Below are 12,793 nucleotides of genomic sequence, written 5' to 3'. Positions count from 1 at the left end.
GCCATGAGCCTTCTTCCGCAACTGGAGGTACAAAAACCGGAAGAAGGTAGTCTCGACCGGTAAAGACTTACGTCATTCCGCCTTTGCCAGATCACTGCGAACGACCGCCCGCAGATCATCGATGGGGCGCAGGGATTGCCCGTCTTCGAAATGCCAGAACGTCCATCCGTTGCACGCATCAAGTCCCTGCACCTTCGCGCCGAGACGATGAATTGAACCCGCTTCGCCACCGGAGGCCACCGTGCCGTCGGCGCGAACGATGGCGCTGTAGCGGCGGCGGGCATCCGTCAGCACCTGGCCCGGCTTGATAAGCCCGCTCTCGACCAGGACGTTGAAGGCGACGCGAACTTCCTGCTTCTTGCCGGTCATCACGGTGAGTTCGGCCTTGCCGAGCGGCTCGACGGCGGCGATACGGGCCGAAGCCGCATCGATGTAATCCTGCTCGCGCTCGATCCCGACGAAGTGGCGGCCGAGGCGCTTGGCGACGGCGCCCGTCGTTCCGGAGCCGAAGAACGGGTCGAGGATGACGTCGCCGGGCTTCGATGATGCCATGATGACGCGGGCAAGCAGGGCCTCCGGCTTCTGCGTCGGATGGACCTTCTTGCCGTCCTCACCCTTCAGGCGCTCGCCACCACTGCAGATCGGAAAGAGCCAGTCGGAGCGCATCTGGACGTCGTCATTGGCGGCCTTCAAGGCATCGTAGTTGAAGGTATAGCCCTTCGCCTTGGCATCGGGGCTTGCCCAGATCATCGTCTCATGGGCGTTCTGGAAACGGCGGCCCTTGAAATTCGGCATCGGGTTGGTCTTGCGCCAGACGATATCGTTGAGGATCCAGAAATTCAGGTCCTGCAGGGTAGCGCCGACGCGGAAGATGTTGTGATAGGAGCCGATGACCCAGATCGTGCCGGTCGGCTTCAGCACGCGGCGGCAGGCAAGCAGCCAGGCGCGGGTGAAGGCGTCATAGGCTTCGAAGGACGCGAACTGATCCCACTCGTCATCGACGGCGTCGACAAGCGACTGGTCCGGACGGTGAAGCGTGCCGCCGAGCTGAAGATTATAGGGTGGATCGGCAAAGATGACGTCGACGGAGTTGGTCGGCAAAGCTTCGAGGGCAGCGACACAATCACCCTTGATGATCGTGTCGATCCAAGAACCCGGCTTTGCGGAGGTCTTGAGATCGGCAAGCGGAAAAACTGACGCCATATGGATACTCGCTCATACACATTACGCTTTACTCGCCGTTATGGTTACCCAAGTTGGTTACCAAAGGCTGAAGCGGTGCATGATTTCGGGAAATAAATAGAGGGCGTGGAACAAAAGTCTCGGCTACGCTAAACTGATTTCATGAAGAGAAGTGACGCCATCGAGCAACTGAAGCGACAGGCCGACGCCATCCGGGCACTCGGTGCGACTTCGCTTTACCTTTTCGGCTCCGTGGCAAGGGACGAGGCAGGCCCGGCGAGCGACCTCGACCTCTTTATCGACTACGATCCCGAAAGGAAATTCTCCCTCTTTGATCTCGTCGGTATCAAGCTTTTCCTCGAGGATGAACTTGATGCCGAGGTTGATGTCACAACACGCGACAGCTTGCATCCGAAGCTGAAAGATAAGATCCAGCAATCGGCAATCCGTATCTTCTGATGGCGCGTGATATTCACCCAGTTCTGGACGACATAATCGAAACGATCGCCCTGATCGAAAATGCCGTCCAAGGGAAAACACGCGACGATTTCGGCAGGGACCGTCTCCTGGGACTTGGTATCCAAAGAGCAATAGAGATCATTTCGGAAGCCAGCCGGCATATCCCGGACGAACTGTTGCAGCACGCTCCGGAGATACCATGGCGGTCGATCCGTGGGATCGGAAACATACTTCGCCACGAATATCACCACATCGCCGATGATGTGATTTGGGATGTCGTCCTCTACGACCTGCCTCCGCTGAAGGCGGCAGTTCAGTCTTTACAGACCAAAGCTGCCGAGGAATGACGTGTTCTACGCCGCATGCACCTCTTTGCTATCCGCCGGCGCTTCCACCCTTTCGAACATTCCGTAGTCGCGGAGGACGTGGCCGATGCGCAGGCGGTAGTCGGCGAAGATGCCGTTTCGGCCTGCCTTTTGCGCGGCGCGGTGGGCTTCGAGGTTCCGCCACTCCCTGACGGCCTCTTCGTCCCGCCAGAATGACAGCGACAGCAGCTTGCCTCGCAAGGTCAGGCTCTCGAAGCGTTCGATGGAGATGAAGCCGTCGATCTTCTCGAGTTCGGCGCGCAGATCGCCGGCGAGATCGAGATATTTGTGGCGTTCGCCCATATAGGGGACGACTTCGAAGATGACGGCGATCATGGCAGCACCAGTTTGGAATGAGGAGCAGACAGGTTCTTCAGGAAGAGCCGGTCCTCCTTCAGGATGAAACGCTCGCGTTTGGCGAATTCGTAGTTTTCCCTGCCGAGCGGATCGGCCGCCAGGCGGGCGCGGTAGGCCTCGTAGGCGGCGAGGCTTTCGATGTTGTAGACCCCGTAGGCCGTGGTCGCGGAGCCCTCGTGCGGGCCGAAATAGCCGATGAGATCGGCGCCGTTTTGCGGAATGGCCTGCCCCCAGTTGCGGGCATATTCGGTGAAGGCGTCCTTCTTGAAGGGATCGATCTCGTAGCGGATGAAGCAGGTAATCATCGTTGTCTCCTTTTTCTGTGAGACAGTTTTCGCACATTGCCGAACGAAGATGCTTCGGTTACGATCGAAGTATGAAAGAAGGACCAGACATCGCTCAAATCGGGGCGCTGATCGGCGATCCCGCCCGCGCCAACATGCTGACTGCGCTGATGGGCGGCAAGGCGCTGACGGCGACCGAGCTCGCGGCGGCAGGCGGCATCACGCTGCAGACGGCGAGCACGCATCTTGCCAAGCTCGAGGCCGGCGGCCTGTTGGCGCAGCGCAAGCAGGGCCGTCATCGCTATTTCGCGCTTGCCGACGATGGGGTCGGCAAGCTGCTGGAAAGCATCATGGGTTTTGCCGCCGCGCGCGGACACCTGCGCCACCGCCCCGGACCAAAGGAACCGGCGCTGCGCAAGGCACGCATCTGCTACGACCATCTGGCGGGAGACTATGGCGTGCGCATGCTCGACAGTCTCGTTACCTCGGGCGCGATCAACGCCGTCGGCGAAGGCCTGTCTGTCAGCTCGGAAGGCGAGAGCCAGTTGAGATGCATCGGCATCGATGTCTCCGATCTCAAATCGTCGCGCCGCCCGCTTTGCCGCTCGTGTCTCGACTGGAGCGAACGCCGCGCACATCTCGCCGGCAGCCTCGGCAAGGCCCTGCTTTCAAGCTTTTTCGATAAGGGCTGGGCTCGACGGAACGCCGAAAGCCGCTCGGTGATCTTCTCGCCCGAGGGCGAGCGGCAGTTCCTTCAGCTCTTCCCGGTGGAAACCTAACGGGCACCCACAAGCGCGTCCTTGAAGCCGTTGCCGGCGACATGGCCGCAAAGCTCGCTCCATTCGCACTCCTCGCAGGCCCTGCGGATGGTGCCAGCTTTAAAATTGCTGCGCAGCAATTTCTCGTCGGGCACAATTTTCGTTCCCTCGCCTATCGGAATACGCAGCAATCGGCCGATTTCTTCGGCGGCAGTCTCGTCGCGCGCGACCGCGCTCCGGCTAAGGCAGTGCGGCAAACCTTCGGGCAGAAGCGGCGCGCAGATATCGTCCGGACCGGAGACGATCTCGATTTCCTCGCCGGCCGAAAGACGCTCGGCGAGCCGCCGGTAGTTCGCGGTGAAGGCCGGGGTGTAGCCTTCACCGACGAATGTCAGCATGCAGAGCAGATGGTGGCCGCGTAGCCGAACTGTCACAATCAGCACTCCGTTTGGATGCGGATGCCCTTCAGGACTGATGCGGCGGCAAGCGCCGACTTCAAGACGTCGCCCAGAATAAACGGGGCAACACCCAACATCCAGGCATTTTCGGTTCTGCAAACCGCGCAGGTCCACTCGAACCGTTGGCGACGACCGGAAAGCCGATCCTCGCCTCGCCCAGCCAGCCGAGCATGCTGCCGGCTTCGAAAGGTTGTCAGCCGACGATGGCAAACGCGTCGCGCGCGGTCGCACCGGTCTGCATGGGTTGCGGCGCGCGGCCGATCCATTGCACGTGTTTTTCGAGAATGGCGGCAGCTTCTTCGGTCTTGCCCTGGCGCAGCGCCAGCAGAATTGCGCGATGGTCGTGATCGGTGCGCTTTTCCCAGCCCGAGCGCCAGGCGGAAAAGAGAAAGCGGGCGCTCGCCGCATGCAGATCATCGATCGAGGCAAGCAGGCGGTTCATGTTGCAGGGCGCAAGGATCAGCCGATGAAACCTTCGGTTCGCCTCCTCCCAGGCGTGAACGTCGGCCGCCGCGTCGCCCTCGCGCGTTGCCTCTTCGGCGGCATCGAGGATCGCCGGCGTCAGATGCTTGGCAGCATGCCGCAAGGCGAGTACTTCGAGGGCCGCCCGCATCTCGGCAACCTCGCTTACCTCCTTCAGGTCGAACGAAGCAACGCGAACGCCGCGCCGCGGCTCGCTGATTGCAAGGCCCTGCGCCTCCAGCCGGCGAAAGGCCTCGCGCACGGGCACGTGGCTGGTGCCGAATTCCTCGGCGATATGGTCCTGACGAAGCCGCAGTCCCGGCGTCAATTCGCCGCGGACGATGCGGTCGGCCAGAACCCGGCTGATGCGGCTTGCGATTGTGTCTTCAGGTTCCTTGGCCATATGTATCCATTAGAGGGCTGGATTTGGCTTGTCGAGGCTTGAGCCAAGGGCAGCCGCAACCAATTCCGGCAGGAAAGCGACAAAGCCGCCCGCAAGGCGCAATCCAGCCATGCCAGCCTGCCGGTTGAGCTTTCGGCACCCATCGTGTAAAGGGCAGCATCCCCAAACAAGGCTTGAGACTATGGACGGCTTTGACCTCATTATCTTCGACTGTGACGGCGTTCTGGTCGATTCCGAAATCATCGCGGCGGAAGTGGAATCCAAGCTGCTGACGGATGCAGGTTATCCGATCGGCGTCGAGGAGATGGCCGAGCGCTTTGCCGGCATGACCTGGAAGAACATTCTGCTGCAGGTGGAACGAGAGGCGAGTATCCCGCTCTCGGCTTCACTGCTCGATAAATCTGAAAAGTTGCTCGACCTTCGCCTCGAGCGCGACGTACAGGCCATCCCGGGCGTCGAGTTCGCCGTTTCCCGCCTCAACCTGAAGCGTTGCGTCTGCTCGAATTCAAGCACGCAGCGGCTCGACATGATGCTCGGCAAGGTGGGGCTCAAGAAGCTTTTCGAGCCTAACATCTTCTCAGCTAAGGATCTCGGGCCGGATCGCGTCAAGCCAAAGCCGGACATCTTCCTGCACGGCGCGCAGAAAATGGGCGTTTCGCCATCGAGAACCGTCGTCGTGGAAGATTCCGTCCACGGCATCCATGCGGCACGCGCCGCCGGCATGCGCGTCATCGGCTTCACCGGCGCATCGCATACCTATCCCTCGCACGCCGATCTGCTGACGGATGCCGGTGCGGAGACGGTTGTTTCGCGGATGACCGACCTTCCGGGCGTCGTTGCCGCCCTGTCGGAATGGGCAGGTGTCCTCTAGAGCAAATAGAAGGGGCGGAGCTTTCCGCCTCAGCTCTTCTTGTTCTTTGCGGCCGGGCCCTGATCGAAGCCGATATTGACGCGGACCAGCGCGCCGGAACCGACCGGCAGCTTGAAGCCGTCCTGGCGGAAGAGCACCTGCGCGGCGTTCTGGCCCGCCGGAATTTCAGCGGTGAACGGCACGACCTGCGAATTGACGACATCCTCGCCGTCGACAGCGGTAATCCGGATCGGCAACGTGACGCGGCCGGGGCCGCCGGCCGGGCCGGCGATCAGGCGGATCTGCGCCACGACGGTCATTGTCAGGTTCTGGTCGTTCAGCGTGCACTGGCGGGTGTAGTCGCCGAAGGCGGCCTGATAGACGACCTGGTCGGTCGGCTGCTGCTGCCCATCGGCGCCGGCAGCCGGCTTCTTGCCGCCCTTGGCATAGGTGCGGAAGATCGCGTCCTGGTCACGCATGAAGATCTGCGGGCACGAGCCCTGCACGACCGGCTGCACGCTTCCGGAAGCATTTGTCGCGGTACCGATCGACTTATCGCTCGAGGAGGGGTTCTGCGGGGCAAGCGGCATGATCTGCGCGTTGCCGTTCGGCTGCGTGGGGGCTTCGGCCTTGTTGCTGTCGCCACCGACGCCTAAGGAATTGCAGCTTGCAAGAACAGCCGCGAGCGATACGGAAACAACGAAGCGCGAGACCTTGCCGAACACGATTATTCCACCTCTTACAAAGTTTTCTGGCAGGCCCGAAGTCTTGTTTGGAGGGCCTTTCGTGACAGTTTGCGATGGTCTATATCAGCGGCGCGAACAAAAATCGATTGGGTAAGCACCGTTTTGACGCACATTTCGATCCGCAGCGATTCCGGTGACTGCCTCACTTATCCGGATTTCCACCGGCATTAACTCAAGGATGAAGAACGTGGATTACATCTCGACCCGCGGCGAGGCCCCTTCTCTCGGCTTTTGCGATGCTTTGCTGACGGGTCTTGCACGCGACGGCGGACTCTATGTTCCGCGCGAATGGCCGCATTTCTCCAAGAAGGAGATCCGGGCGCTGCGCGGCAAGAGCTACCAGGACATCGCGTTTGCAATCCTCTCCCCCTTCACCAATGGCGAAATCCCCGCCGACACCTTCCGGAAGATGATCGACGAAGCCTACGGTACCTTCCGCCACCCGGCGATCGCGCCTCTGGTGCAGACCGGCCCGAACAGCTTCGTCATGGAGCTTTTCCACGGCACGACGCTCGCCTTCAAGGATGTGGCGATGCAGCTTCTGGCGCGGCTGATGGACTACGCGCTGGAGAAGCGCGGCGAGCGCGCGACGATCGTCGGCGCGACGTCCGGGGATACGGGCGGGGCGGCGATCGACGCCTTTGCAGGCCGCGACCGCACCGACATCTTCATTCTCTTCCCGCACGGCAAGGTCTCGCCCGTGCAGCAGCGGCAGATGACGACCTCAACCGCACCGAACGTCCATGCGCTGGCCGTGAAGGGCAATTTCGACGATTGCCAGAACCTCGTCAAAGCGATGTTCAACGATGCGGCCTTCCGCGACAAGGTGCGGCTCTCGGGCGTCAACTCGATCAACTGGGCGCGCATCATGGCCCAGATCGTCTATTACTTCACGACGTCGATCGCTCTTGGCGGGCCTGATCGCAAGATCTCCTTCACCGTTCCGACCGGCAATTTCGGCGACATCTTCGCAGGCTATGCCGCAAAGCGCATGGGGCTGCCGATCGGCAAGCTTGTCATCGCGACCAATGAGAACGACATTCTCGCCCGCACGATGAAGACCGGCCGCTACGATATGAAGGAAGTAAAGGCCACCACCTCTCCTTCCATGGACATCCAGATTTCCTCGAACTTCGAACGCCTGCTTTTCGAGGTCTATGACCGCGACGCCTCCAAGGTGCGCCATGCGATGGACAGCTTGAAGCAGTCGAACGGCTTCGAGATCGCGCCGAAGGCGCTAGCCGTCATCAAGAAGGATTTCCGCGCCGGGCGCGCCAGCGAGAAGCAGGTGGCGCAGACGATCAAGAATACCTATGCCGAGACCGGCTATCTACTCGATCCGCATTCGGCGATCGGCGTCTTCGTTGCCGCGAAGCACGAGAAGCCGAACGCCCCGATGGTGACGCTCGCGACCGCCCACCCGGCAAAATTCCCCGCAGCCGTAAAATCCGCGTCCGGTATTGACCCGGCGCTTCCGACGTGGCTTGCTGATCTGATGCTTAAGGAGGAGCGCTTCCAAGTCATCGATCCGGAACTGAAAGCCGTTGAGGGCTTTATCGGCAAGCATACCCGGACCTGATGCCGCAGGCGCAGAAAGATAACCAATGACAGTAGAGTGCACCCGGCTCCCATCCGGGCTGACAGTAGTGACCCAAGCCATGCCGCATCTTGAAAGCGTCGCGCTGGGAGTTTGGATCAAATCGGGTTCGCGCAACGAGACGGCAGACGAGCATGGCATTGCCCACCTGCTTGAACACATGGCTTTCAAGGGTACCGCGCGCCGATCGGCCCGCGACATCGCCGAGGAAATCGAGGATGTCGGCGGTGAAGTGAACGCTGCGACCTCGACCGAAACGACGTCCTATTATGCCCGGGTGCTGAAGGATCATGTACCGCTTGCCGTCGATATCCTCGCCGACATCCTGACCGAGTCGGCATTCGACGAAGAGGAGCTCGAACGCGAGAAGCAGGTGATCCTGCAGGAGATCAACGCCGCGAACGACACGCCTGATGATGTCGTCTTCGATAAGTTTGCCGAAGCCGCCTACCGCAACCAGACGCTCGGCCGTCCCATCCTCGGCACGCATGAAACCGTCGTCTCGTTCTCGCCGCAGCAGATCCGCAACTATCTCAGCCGCAACTACACGACCGATCGCATGTTCGTCGTTGCCGCCGGCGCGATCGACCACGACGAAATCGTGCGGCTGGTGGAAACGCGCTTCGCCGGCCTGCCGACCGCACCAAGCGCTCCGCCGGTCATCGAGACCGCCCGTTATATCGGCGGCAACGTGCGCGAAACCCGCGACTTGATGGACGCGCAGGTCCTTCTCGGCTTCGAGGGCAAGGCCTACCACGCCCGCGACTTCTACTGTTCGCAGATTCTTGCCAACATTCTCGGCGGCGGCATGTCCTCGCGTCTCTTCCAGGAAGTGCGCGAAATCCGGGGGCTCTGCTATTCGATCTACGCTTTCCATTGGGGCTTTTCCGACACCGGCATTTTCGGCATCCATGCGGCGACCGGCGGCGAGAACCTGCCGGAACTGGTGCCGGTCATCATCAACGAATTGCACAAGTCGGCCAGCACGATTGAGCAGAAGGAGATCGAGCGCGCCCGTGCCCAGATCCGCGCGCAGCTTATGATGGGGCAGGAAAGCCCGGCCGCCCGCGCCGGCCAGATCGCTCGCCAGATGATGCTCTACGGCGTGCCAATCTCCAATCAGGAGATGATGGAGCGGCTCGAAGGCATCACCGTCGAGCGTCTTACGGACCTCGCCGGCCGTCTGTTCTTCGACAGGGTGCCGACGCTTTCGGCGATCGGCCCGCTCGAGCATCTTGCGCCAATGGAAGACATCGTCTCTTCGCTGTCGGCTCCCTTGCCGCAGTCCAAGACCGCAAGCCGCTGAGCCGCGTCCATCCTGCCGGGAGTGATCGATGCCAAAGTCGGTTTTTCGCTTCCTGTCGCGGCAGCCGGAGGCTGTGGAGCTTGAGAATGACCGCTATGCCCTGAGGCTTCCGCGCTATCAGGATTTCAACCAGTGGTACAAGCTGCGCTCGGCCAGCCGCAAGTTCCTTGAACCCTGGGAGCCCACATGGCGGCGCGACGAACTGACGGAGGGCGCCTTTCGGGCTCGCGTTATCCGCGGCAAGCAGGAATATGCCTCGGGCCAGGCGGTGCCGCTTTTCCTGTTCTCGAAGCCGGACATGGAACTGCTTGGCGGGATTACGATCGGCTATATTCGCCGCGGCGCGGCGCAGAGCTGCATGATCGGCTACTGGATGGGCGAGAAACATGCCGGTCAGGGCCATATGTTCGCCGCACTTCAGTTGGTTATACCCTATATCTTCGCAGGGCTTGAGTTGCACCGTATCGAAGCAGCCTGTATTCCGGAAAATGCACGGAGCATTCGCCTGCTCGAAAAAGCCGGGTTTCGGCAGGAAGGCTATCTGCGCGGATACTTGAAAATCAACGGTCAGTGGCATGACCACGTGATGTTTTCACTGCTTGCCACCGACGCGGATACAGGCAGGAAAACCGACAGCCGATGACCACGAACCGCATGCTGCCCACATCGCCGTACGGCCGATTGATCGCGGTGATCGCAGCTCTTGTCCTGTCGGTACTTGCGCTGGCTGCAGGCGTCGCTCAGGCCGCGGAACCGGTAAAGATTTCCCGCGACGATACCGCGCTCGACCTTACCGCGACGACGGAAATCTACACCAACCAGGGCGAGGCCTTCCAGGTTTCGACGGCAGCGGGGGCCGATGGCATCCGCCGGCGCATCGAGGTGCGCGCCACCTCCGACAACCATCAGGGCGACTGGGCCGTCTTTGCGCTCGCCAATGTCTCGGAAGAGCAGCTTGACCGGGTCATCGTCGCTCCGCATTTCCGTCTGGTGAACTCCAAGCTTTTCTGGCCCGACCTCGGCTCGCAACGCATCATGGCGATCACGCCGAGCGAAGGTTTTGCGCTCGACCGCCAGCCGAGCGACGAGGCCGACGTCTTCCGGATCACGCTGAATCCCGGTGCGGTCATCACTTTCGTGGCGGAACTTGCAACGCCCGACCTGCCGCAGATCTACCTGTGGGAGCCTGATGCCTACAAGGATACGATCAACGCGTTTACGCTCTACCGCGGCATCGTGCTCGGCATCGCCGGACTTCTGGCCGTCTTCCTGACGATCCTTTTCGTCGTCAAGGGAACCTCGATGCTGCCGGCCACAGCCGCGCTCGCCTGGGCGGTGCTCGGCTATATCTGCGTCGATTTCGGCTTCCTCGGCAAACTCGTCAGCATCGCCTCGGCGGACCAGCGAATATGGCGCGCCTGCGCGGAGGTGGCGCTGGCCTCGAGTTTCGTGATCTTCCTGTTCACCTACCTGAACCTGAACCGCTGGCACACGCATCTCGGCTACGCGACCCTTGCCTGGGTGCTGGGCCTTGCGCTCCTCTTTGGCGTGGCGATCTACGACCCATCGATTGCGGCCGGTATCGCGCGGCTTTCCTTCGCGCTGACGGCAACGATGGGTCTCGTGCTGATCATCTATCTCGGCTTCAACCGCTACGACCGGGCGATCCTGCTGGTGCCCGCATGGGCGCTGATCCTCGTCTGGATCTTCGGTGCCTGGCTGACGATCACCGGGCGGCTCGACAATGACATCATCCAGCCGGCGTTGGGCGGCGGTCTCGTGCTGATCGTGCTGCTGATCGGCTTTACCGTCATGCAGCACGCCTTTGCGGGCGGTGCTTTCCAGCAGGGGCTGTTTTCCGATCTCGAGCGGCAGTCTCTGGCCCTTACAGGTTCGGGCGACATGGTCTGGGATTGGGACGTGGCGCGCGACCGCGTCGTCACCATTCCGGATGTTTCCATCAAGCTCGGTCTTTCGCCCGGCACCATGCATGGCGCTGCCCGCAACTGGCTGCCCTGGCTGCATCCCGACGATCGCGATCGTTTCCGCGCCACGCTGGATGTGCTTCTCGAACACCGCCGCGGACGGCTGAACCACGAGTTCCGCGTCCGCGCCGAGGACGGTCATTTCCACTGGCTTCTGATCCGCGCCCGGCCGGTGCTCGGCTCGAACGGCGAAATCATCCGGTGCGTCGGGACGATCGTCGATGTTACGGAGCAGAAGAACTCCGTCGAGCGACTGCTGCATGATGCCTTGCACGACAATCTCACCGGCTTGCCGAACCGCCAGCTCTTCATCGACCGCCTGCAGTCCGTGCTGACGCTCGCGCCCGGCGGCGATACGCTGCGGCCCACCGTGATGGTGATCGATATCGACCGGTACAAGCTGGTGAACGATTCACTGGGAATCGCCGCCGGCGACAACATTCTGATTGCGGTTACCCGCCGCCTGCGCCGCTTGCTGAAGCCCCAGGACACGCTGGCGCGCCTTGCCGGCGACCAGTTCGGGCTCATCCTTGTCTCGGAACGCGACCCGGCGAAGATCGCCGATTTTGCCGATGCGGTCAGCAAGGCAATCATGGTGCCGATCAACTTCGCCAATCGGGAAGTCATTTTGACGGCGTCGATCGGCCTTGCCTCCTGGGTCGACCAGCAGGAAAACGCCGTGGGCATGCTGAGCGACGCGGAGCTGGCGATGTATCGCGCCAAGCGCGCCGGCGGAAACCGGGTCGAGCCTTTCCGCCCTGCCTTCCGCGATTTCGGCGCCGACCGGCTGCAGCTCGAATCGGACCTCCGCCGCGCCATCGAGCGTAAGGAGCTGTCGATGGTCTATCAGCCGATCGCGCGGCTTGAGGATGTCGAGATTGCCGGTTTCGAGGCCCTGATGCGCTGGGAACACCCGAAGCGCGGCAACATCCCGCCCTCGGAATTCATTCCGATTGCCGAAGCTTCGGACCTCATCGGCCCGCTCGGCATGTTCGCGCTCGAACAGGCAACCAACGACTTCATGGCCTGGCAGCACCAGACCGGCGATCTGCCGATCTACGTCTCCATCAATCTGTCGAGCGTGCAGCTCCTCAACAACGAACTCTATGAGGATGTGCGTTCGGTTCTTTCCAAGACACATTGCGACCCGTCCCGCCTGAAGCTGGAACTGACGGAGTCCATGGTCATGGAAAATCCGGAGCAGGCGCGCCTCGTGCTACAGAAGCTCAAGGAAGCGGGGCTCGGCCTCGCGCTCGACGACTTCGGCACAGGCTACTCGTCGCTTGCCTATCTCACCCGCTTCCCGTTCGACACGATCAAGCTTGACAAGGCGCTGGTTCGCGACAACAGCGACAAGAAGGCCATCGTCCTCCGATCGGTCATTTCCATGGCGCGCGAGCTTGAGATGCAGGTCGTGGCCGAGGGGATCGAATCCAACGAAGACGCCATCGAGCTTGCCAAGATGGGCTGCCGCTACGGGCAGAGCTATCTCTTCGGCCCGCCGATGGCCGCCGATTCGGTTCTGCGTCTGCTGAAGGAACGCTTTCCACTGACGAAGCGGGCTTAGGCCTTTCTACAGAG

The 12,793-nt window shown here is 61.5% G+C and carries 14 protein-coding genes; 8 read left to right on the top strand and 6 right to left on the bottom strand.

What is annotated here, in order from left to right; genetic code table 11:
• Positions 1 to 72 precede the first annotated feature (72 nt).
• A complete protein-coding gene (locus tag HGP14_RS04640; protein ID WP_168828662.1) occupies positions 73 to 1,203 on the bottom strand; it encodes a site-specific DNA-methyltransferase in 1,131 nt (376 codons plus the stop codon).
• A 141-nt stretch (positions 1,204 to 1,344) separates the two neighbouring features.
• Here HGP14_RS04640 and HGP14_RS04635 point away from each other — a divergent pair, with 141 nt between their 5' ends.
• Positions 1,345 to 1,641, top strand: coding sequence for a nucleotidyltransferase family protein (locus HGP14_RS04635; RefSeq protein ID WP_168828661.1), 297 nt, complete (start codon positions 1,345 to 1,347; stop codon positions 1,639 to 1,641).
• Entirely contained in the window at positions 1,641 to 1,988 is a 348-nt protein-coding gene (locus tag HGP14_RS04630; RefSeq protein WP_312862091.1) for a HepT-like ribonuclease domain-containing protein, read from the top strand. The genes HGP14_RS04635 and HGP14_RS04630 overlap by 1 nt, the downstream gene beginning before the upstream one ends.
• A 6-nt stretch (positions 1,989 to 1,994) precedes the next feature.
• On the opposite strand, the gene HGP14_RS04625 is transcribed toward HGP14_RS04630, so the two are convergent.
• Both HGP14_RS04625 and HGP14_RS04620 read right to left on the bottom strand, forming a co-directional pair.
• Positions 1,995 to 2,342 carry an antibiotic biosynthesis monooxygenase family protein gene (locus tag HGP14_RS04625; protein WP_168828660.1) on the bottom strand — a complete coding sequence of 116 codons (348 nt, stop codon included), beginning with the start codon at positions 2,340 to 2,342 and terminating at the stop codon, positions 1,995 to 1,997.
• Positions 2,339 to 2,668 (bottom strand): NIPSNAP family protein, encoded by a 330-nt coding sequence (locus tag HGP14_RS04620; protein ID WP_168828659.1) that lies wholly within the window; start codon positions 2,666 to 2,668, stop codon positions 2,339 to 2,341. Before HGP14_RS04620 ends, HGP14_RS04625 begins: the two co-directional genes overlap by 4 nt.
• A gap of 71 nt (positions 2,669 to 2,739) precedes the next feature.
• Between HGP14_RS04620 and HGP14_RS04615 the strand changes: the two genes are divergently transcribed.
• Positions 2,740 to 3,426: a helix-turn-helix transcriptional regulator gene (locus tag HGP14_RS04615; protein ID WP_168828658.1), complete on the top strand. Its 687-nt coding sequence runs from the start codon at positions 2,740 to 2,742 to the stop codon at positions 3,424 to 3,426.
• On the opposite strand, the gene HGP14_RS04610 is transcribed toward HGP14_RS04615, so the two are convergent.
• Together HGP14_RS04610 and HGP14_RS04600 are read right to left on the bottom strand one after the other, a co-directional pair.
• On the bottom strand, positions 3,423 to 3,839 hold the full coding sequence (locus tag HGP14_RS04610; RefSeq protein WP_168828657.1) for a DUF1284 domain-containing protein: 417 nt from the start codon (positions 3,837 to 3,839) through the stop codon (positions 3,423 to 3,425). The genes HGP14_RS04615 and HGP14_RS04610 overlap by 4 nt on opposite strands.
• 217 nt (positions 3,840 to 4,056) lie before the next feature.
• Positions 4,057 to 4,728, bottom strand: a complete 672-nt coding sequence (locus HGP14_RS04600; RefSeq protein ID WP_168828656.1) for a GntR family transcriptional regulator — start codon at positions 4,726 to 4,728, stop codon at positions 4,057 to 4,059.
• 181 nt (positions 4,729 to 4,909) lie between these two features.
• Between HGP14_RS04600 and HGP14_RS04595 the strand changes: the two genes are divergently transcribed.
• Positions 4,910 to 5,599 carry an HAD family hydrolase gene (locus HGP14_RS04595; protein WP_168828655.1) on the top strand — a complete coding sequence of 230 codons (690 nt, stop codon included), beginning with the start codon at positions 4,910 to 4,912 and terminating at the stop codon, positions 5,597 to 5,599.
• Between the two features lie 29 nt (positions 5,600 to 5,628).
• Here HGP14_RS04595 and HGP14_RS04590 read toward each other — a convergent pair whose 3' ends face one another.
• Positions 5,629 to 6,306: a hypothetical protein gene (locus HGP14_RS04590; protein WP_312862092.1), complete on the bottom strand. Its 678-nt coding sequence runs from the start codon at positions 6,304 to 6,306 to the stop codon at positions 5,629 to 5,631.
• Between the two features lie 205 nt (positions 6,307 to 6,511).
• Here HGP14_RS04590 and thrC point away from each other — a divergent pair, with 205 nt between their 5' ends.
• The 4 genes from thrC to HGP14_RS04570 are packed head-to-tail and all read left to right on the top strand — an operon-like array spanning position 6,512 to position 12,779.
• On the top strand, positions 6,512 to 7,903 hold the full coding sequence (gene thrC, locus HGP14_RS04585) for a threonine synthase (protein WP_168828653.1): 1,392 nt from the start codon (positions 6,512 to 6,514) through the stop codon (positions 7,901 to 7,903).
• Positions 7,904 to 7,928: 25 nt separating this feature from the next.
• Positions 7,929 to 9,227: a pitrilysin family protein gene (locus tag HGP14_RS04580; RefSeq protein ID WP_168828652.1), complete on the top strand. Its 1,299-nt coding sequence runs from the start codon at positions 7,929 to 7,931 to the stop codon at positions 9,225 to 9,227.
• Between the two features lie 28 nt (positions 9,228 to 9,255).
• Positions 9,256 to 9,870: a GNAT family N-acetyltransferase gene (locus HGP14_RS04575; RefSeq protein ID WP_168828651.1), complete on the top strand. Its 615-nt coding sequence runs from the start codon at positions 9,256 to 9,258 to the stop codon at positions 9,868 to 9,870.
• Entirely contained in the window at positions 9,867 to 12,779 is a 2,913-nt protein-coding gene (locus tag HGP14_RS04570; protein WP_168828650.1) for a sensor domain-containing phosphodiesterase, read from the top strand. Before HGP14_RS04575 ends, HGP14_RS04570 begins: the two co-directional genes overlap by 4 nt.
• Positions 12,780 to 12,793: the final 14 nt, after the last annotated feature.

This window comes from Rhizobium sp. P32RR-XVIII, assembly GCF_012641395.1.
Classification (GTDB): Bacteria; Pseudomonadota; Alphaproteobacteria; order Rhizobiales; family Rhizobiaceae; genus Rhizobium.
This window is presented reverse-complemented; position numbering and strand designations above follow the sequence as displayed.

Bases quoted from the DNA above. Each gene is read 5' to 3' on its own strand.
- HGP14_RS04640 (WP_168828662.1), bottom strand. From the start codon at position 1,203: ATGGCGTCAGTTTTTCCGCTTGCCGATCTCAAGACCTCCGCAAAGCCG.
- HGP14_RS04635 (WP_168828661.1), top strand. From the start codon at position 1,345: ATGAAGAGAAGTGACGCCATCGAGCAACTGAAGCGACAGGCCGACGCC.
- HGP14_RS04630 (WP_312862091.1), top strand. From the start codon at position 1,641: ATGGCGCGTGATATTCACCCAGTTCTGGACGACATAATCGAAACGATC.
- HGP14_RS04625 (WP_168828660.1), bottom strand. From the start codon at position 2,342: ATGATCGCCGTCATCTTCGAAGTCGTCCCCTATATGGGCGAACGCCAC.
- HGP14_RS04620 (WP_168828659.1), bottom strand. From the start codon at position 2,668: ATGATTACCTGCTTCATCCGCTACGAGATCGATCCCTTCAAGAAGGAC.
- HGP14_RS04615 (WP_168828658.1), top strand. From the start codon at position 2,740: ATGAAAGAAGGACCAGACATCGCTCAAATCGGGGCGCTGATCGGCGAT.
- HGP14_RS04600 (WP_168828656.1), bottom strand. From the start codon at position 4,728: ATGGCCAAGGAACCTGAAGACACAATCGCAAGCCGCATCAGCCGGGTT.
- HGP14_RS04595 (WP_168828655.1), top strand. From the start codon at position 4,910: ATGGACGGCTTTGACCTCATTATCTTCGACTGTGACGGCGTTCTGGTC.
- HGP14_RS04580 (WP_168828652.1), top strand. From the start codon at position 7,929: ATGACAGTAGAGTGCACCCGGCTCCCATCCGGGCTGACAGTAGTGACC.
- HGP14_RS04575 (WP_168828651.1), top strand. From the start codon at position 9,256: ATGCCAAAGTCGGTTTTTCGCTTCCTGTCGCGGCAGCCGGAGGCTGTG.
- HGP14_RS04570 (WP_168828650.1), top strand. From the start codon at position 9,867: ATGACCACGAACCGCATGCTGCCCACATCGCCGTACGGCCGATTGATC.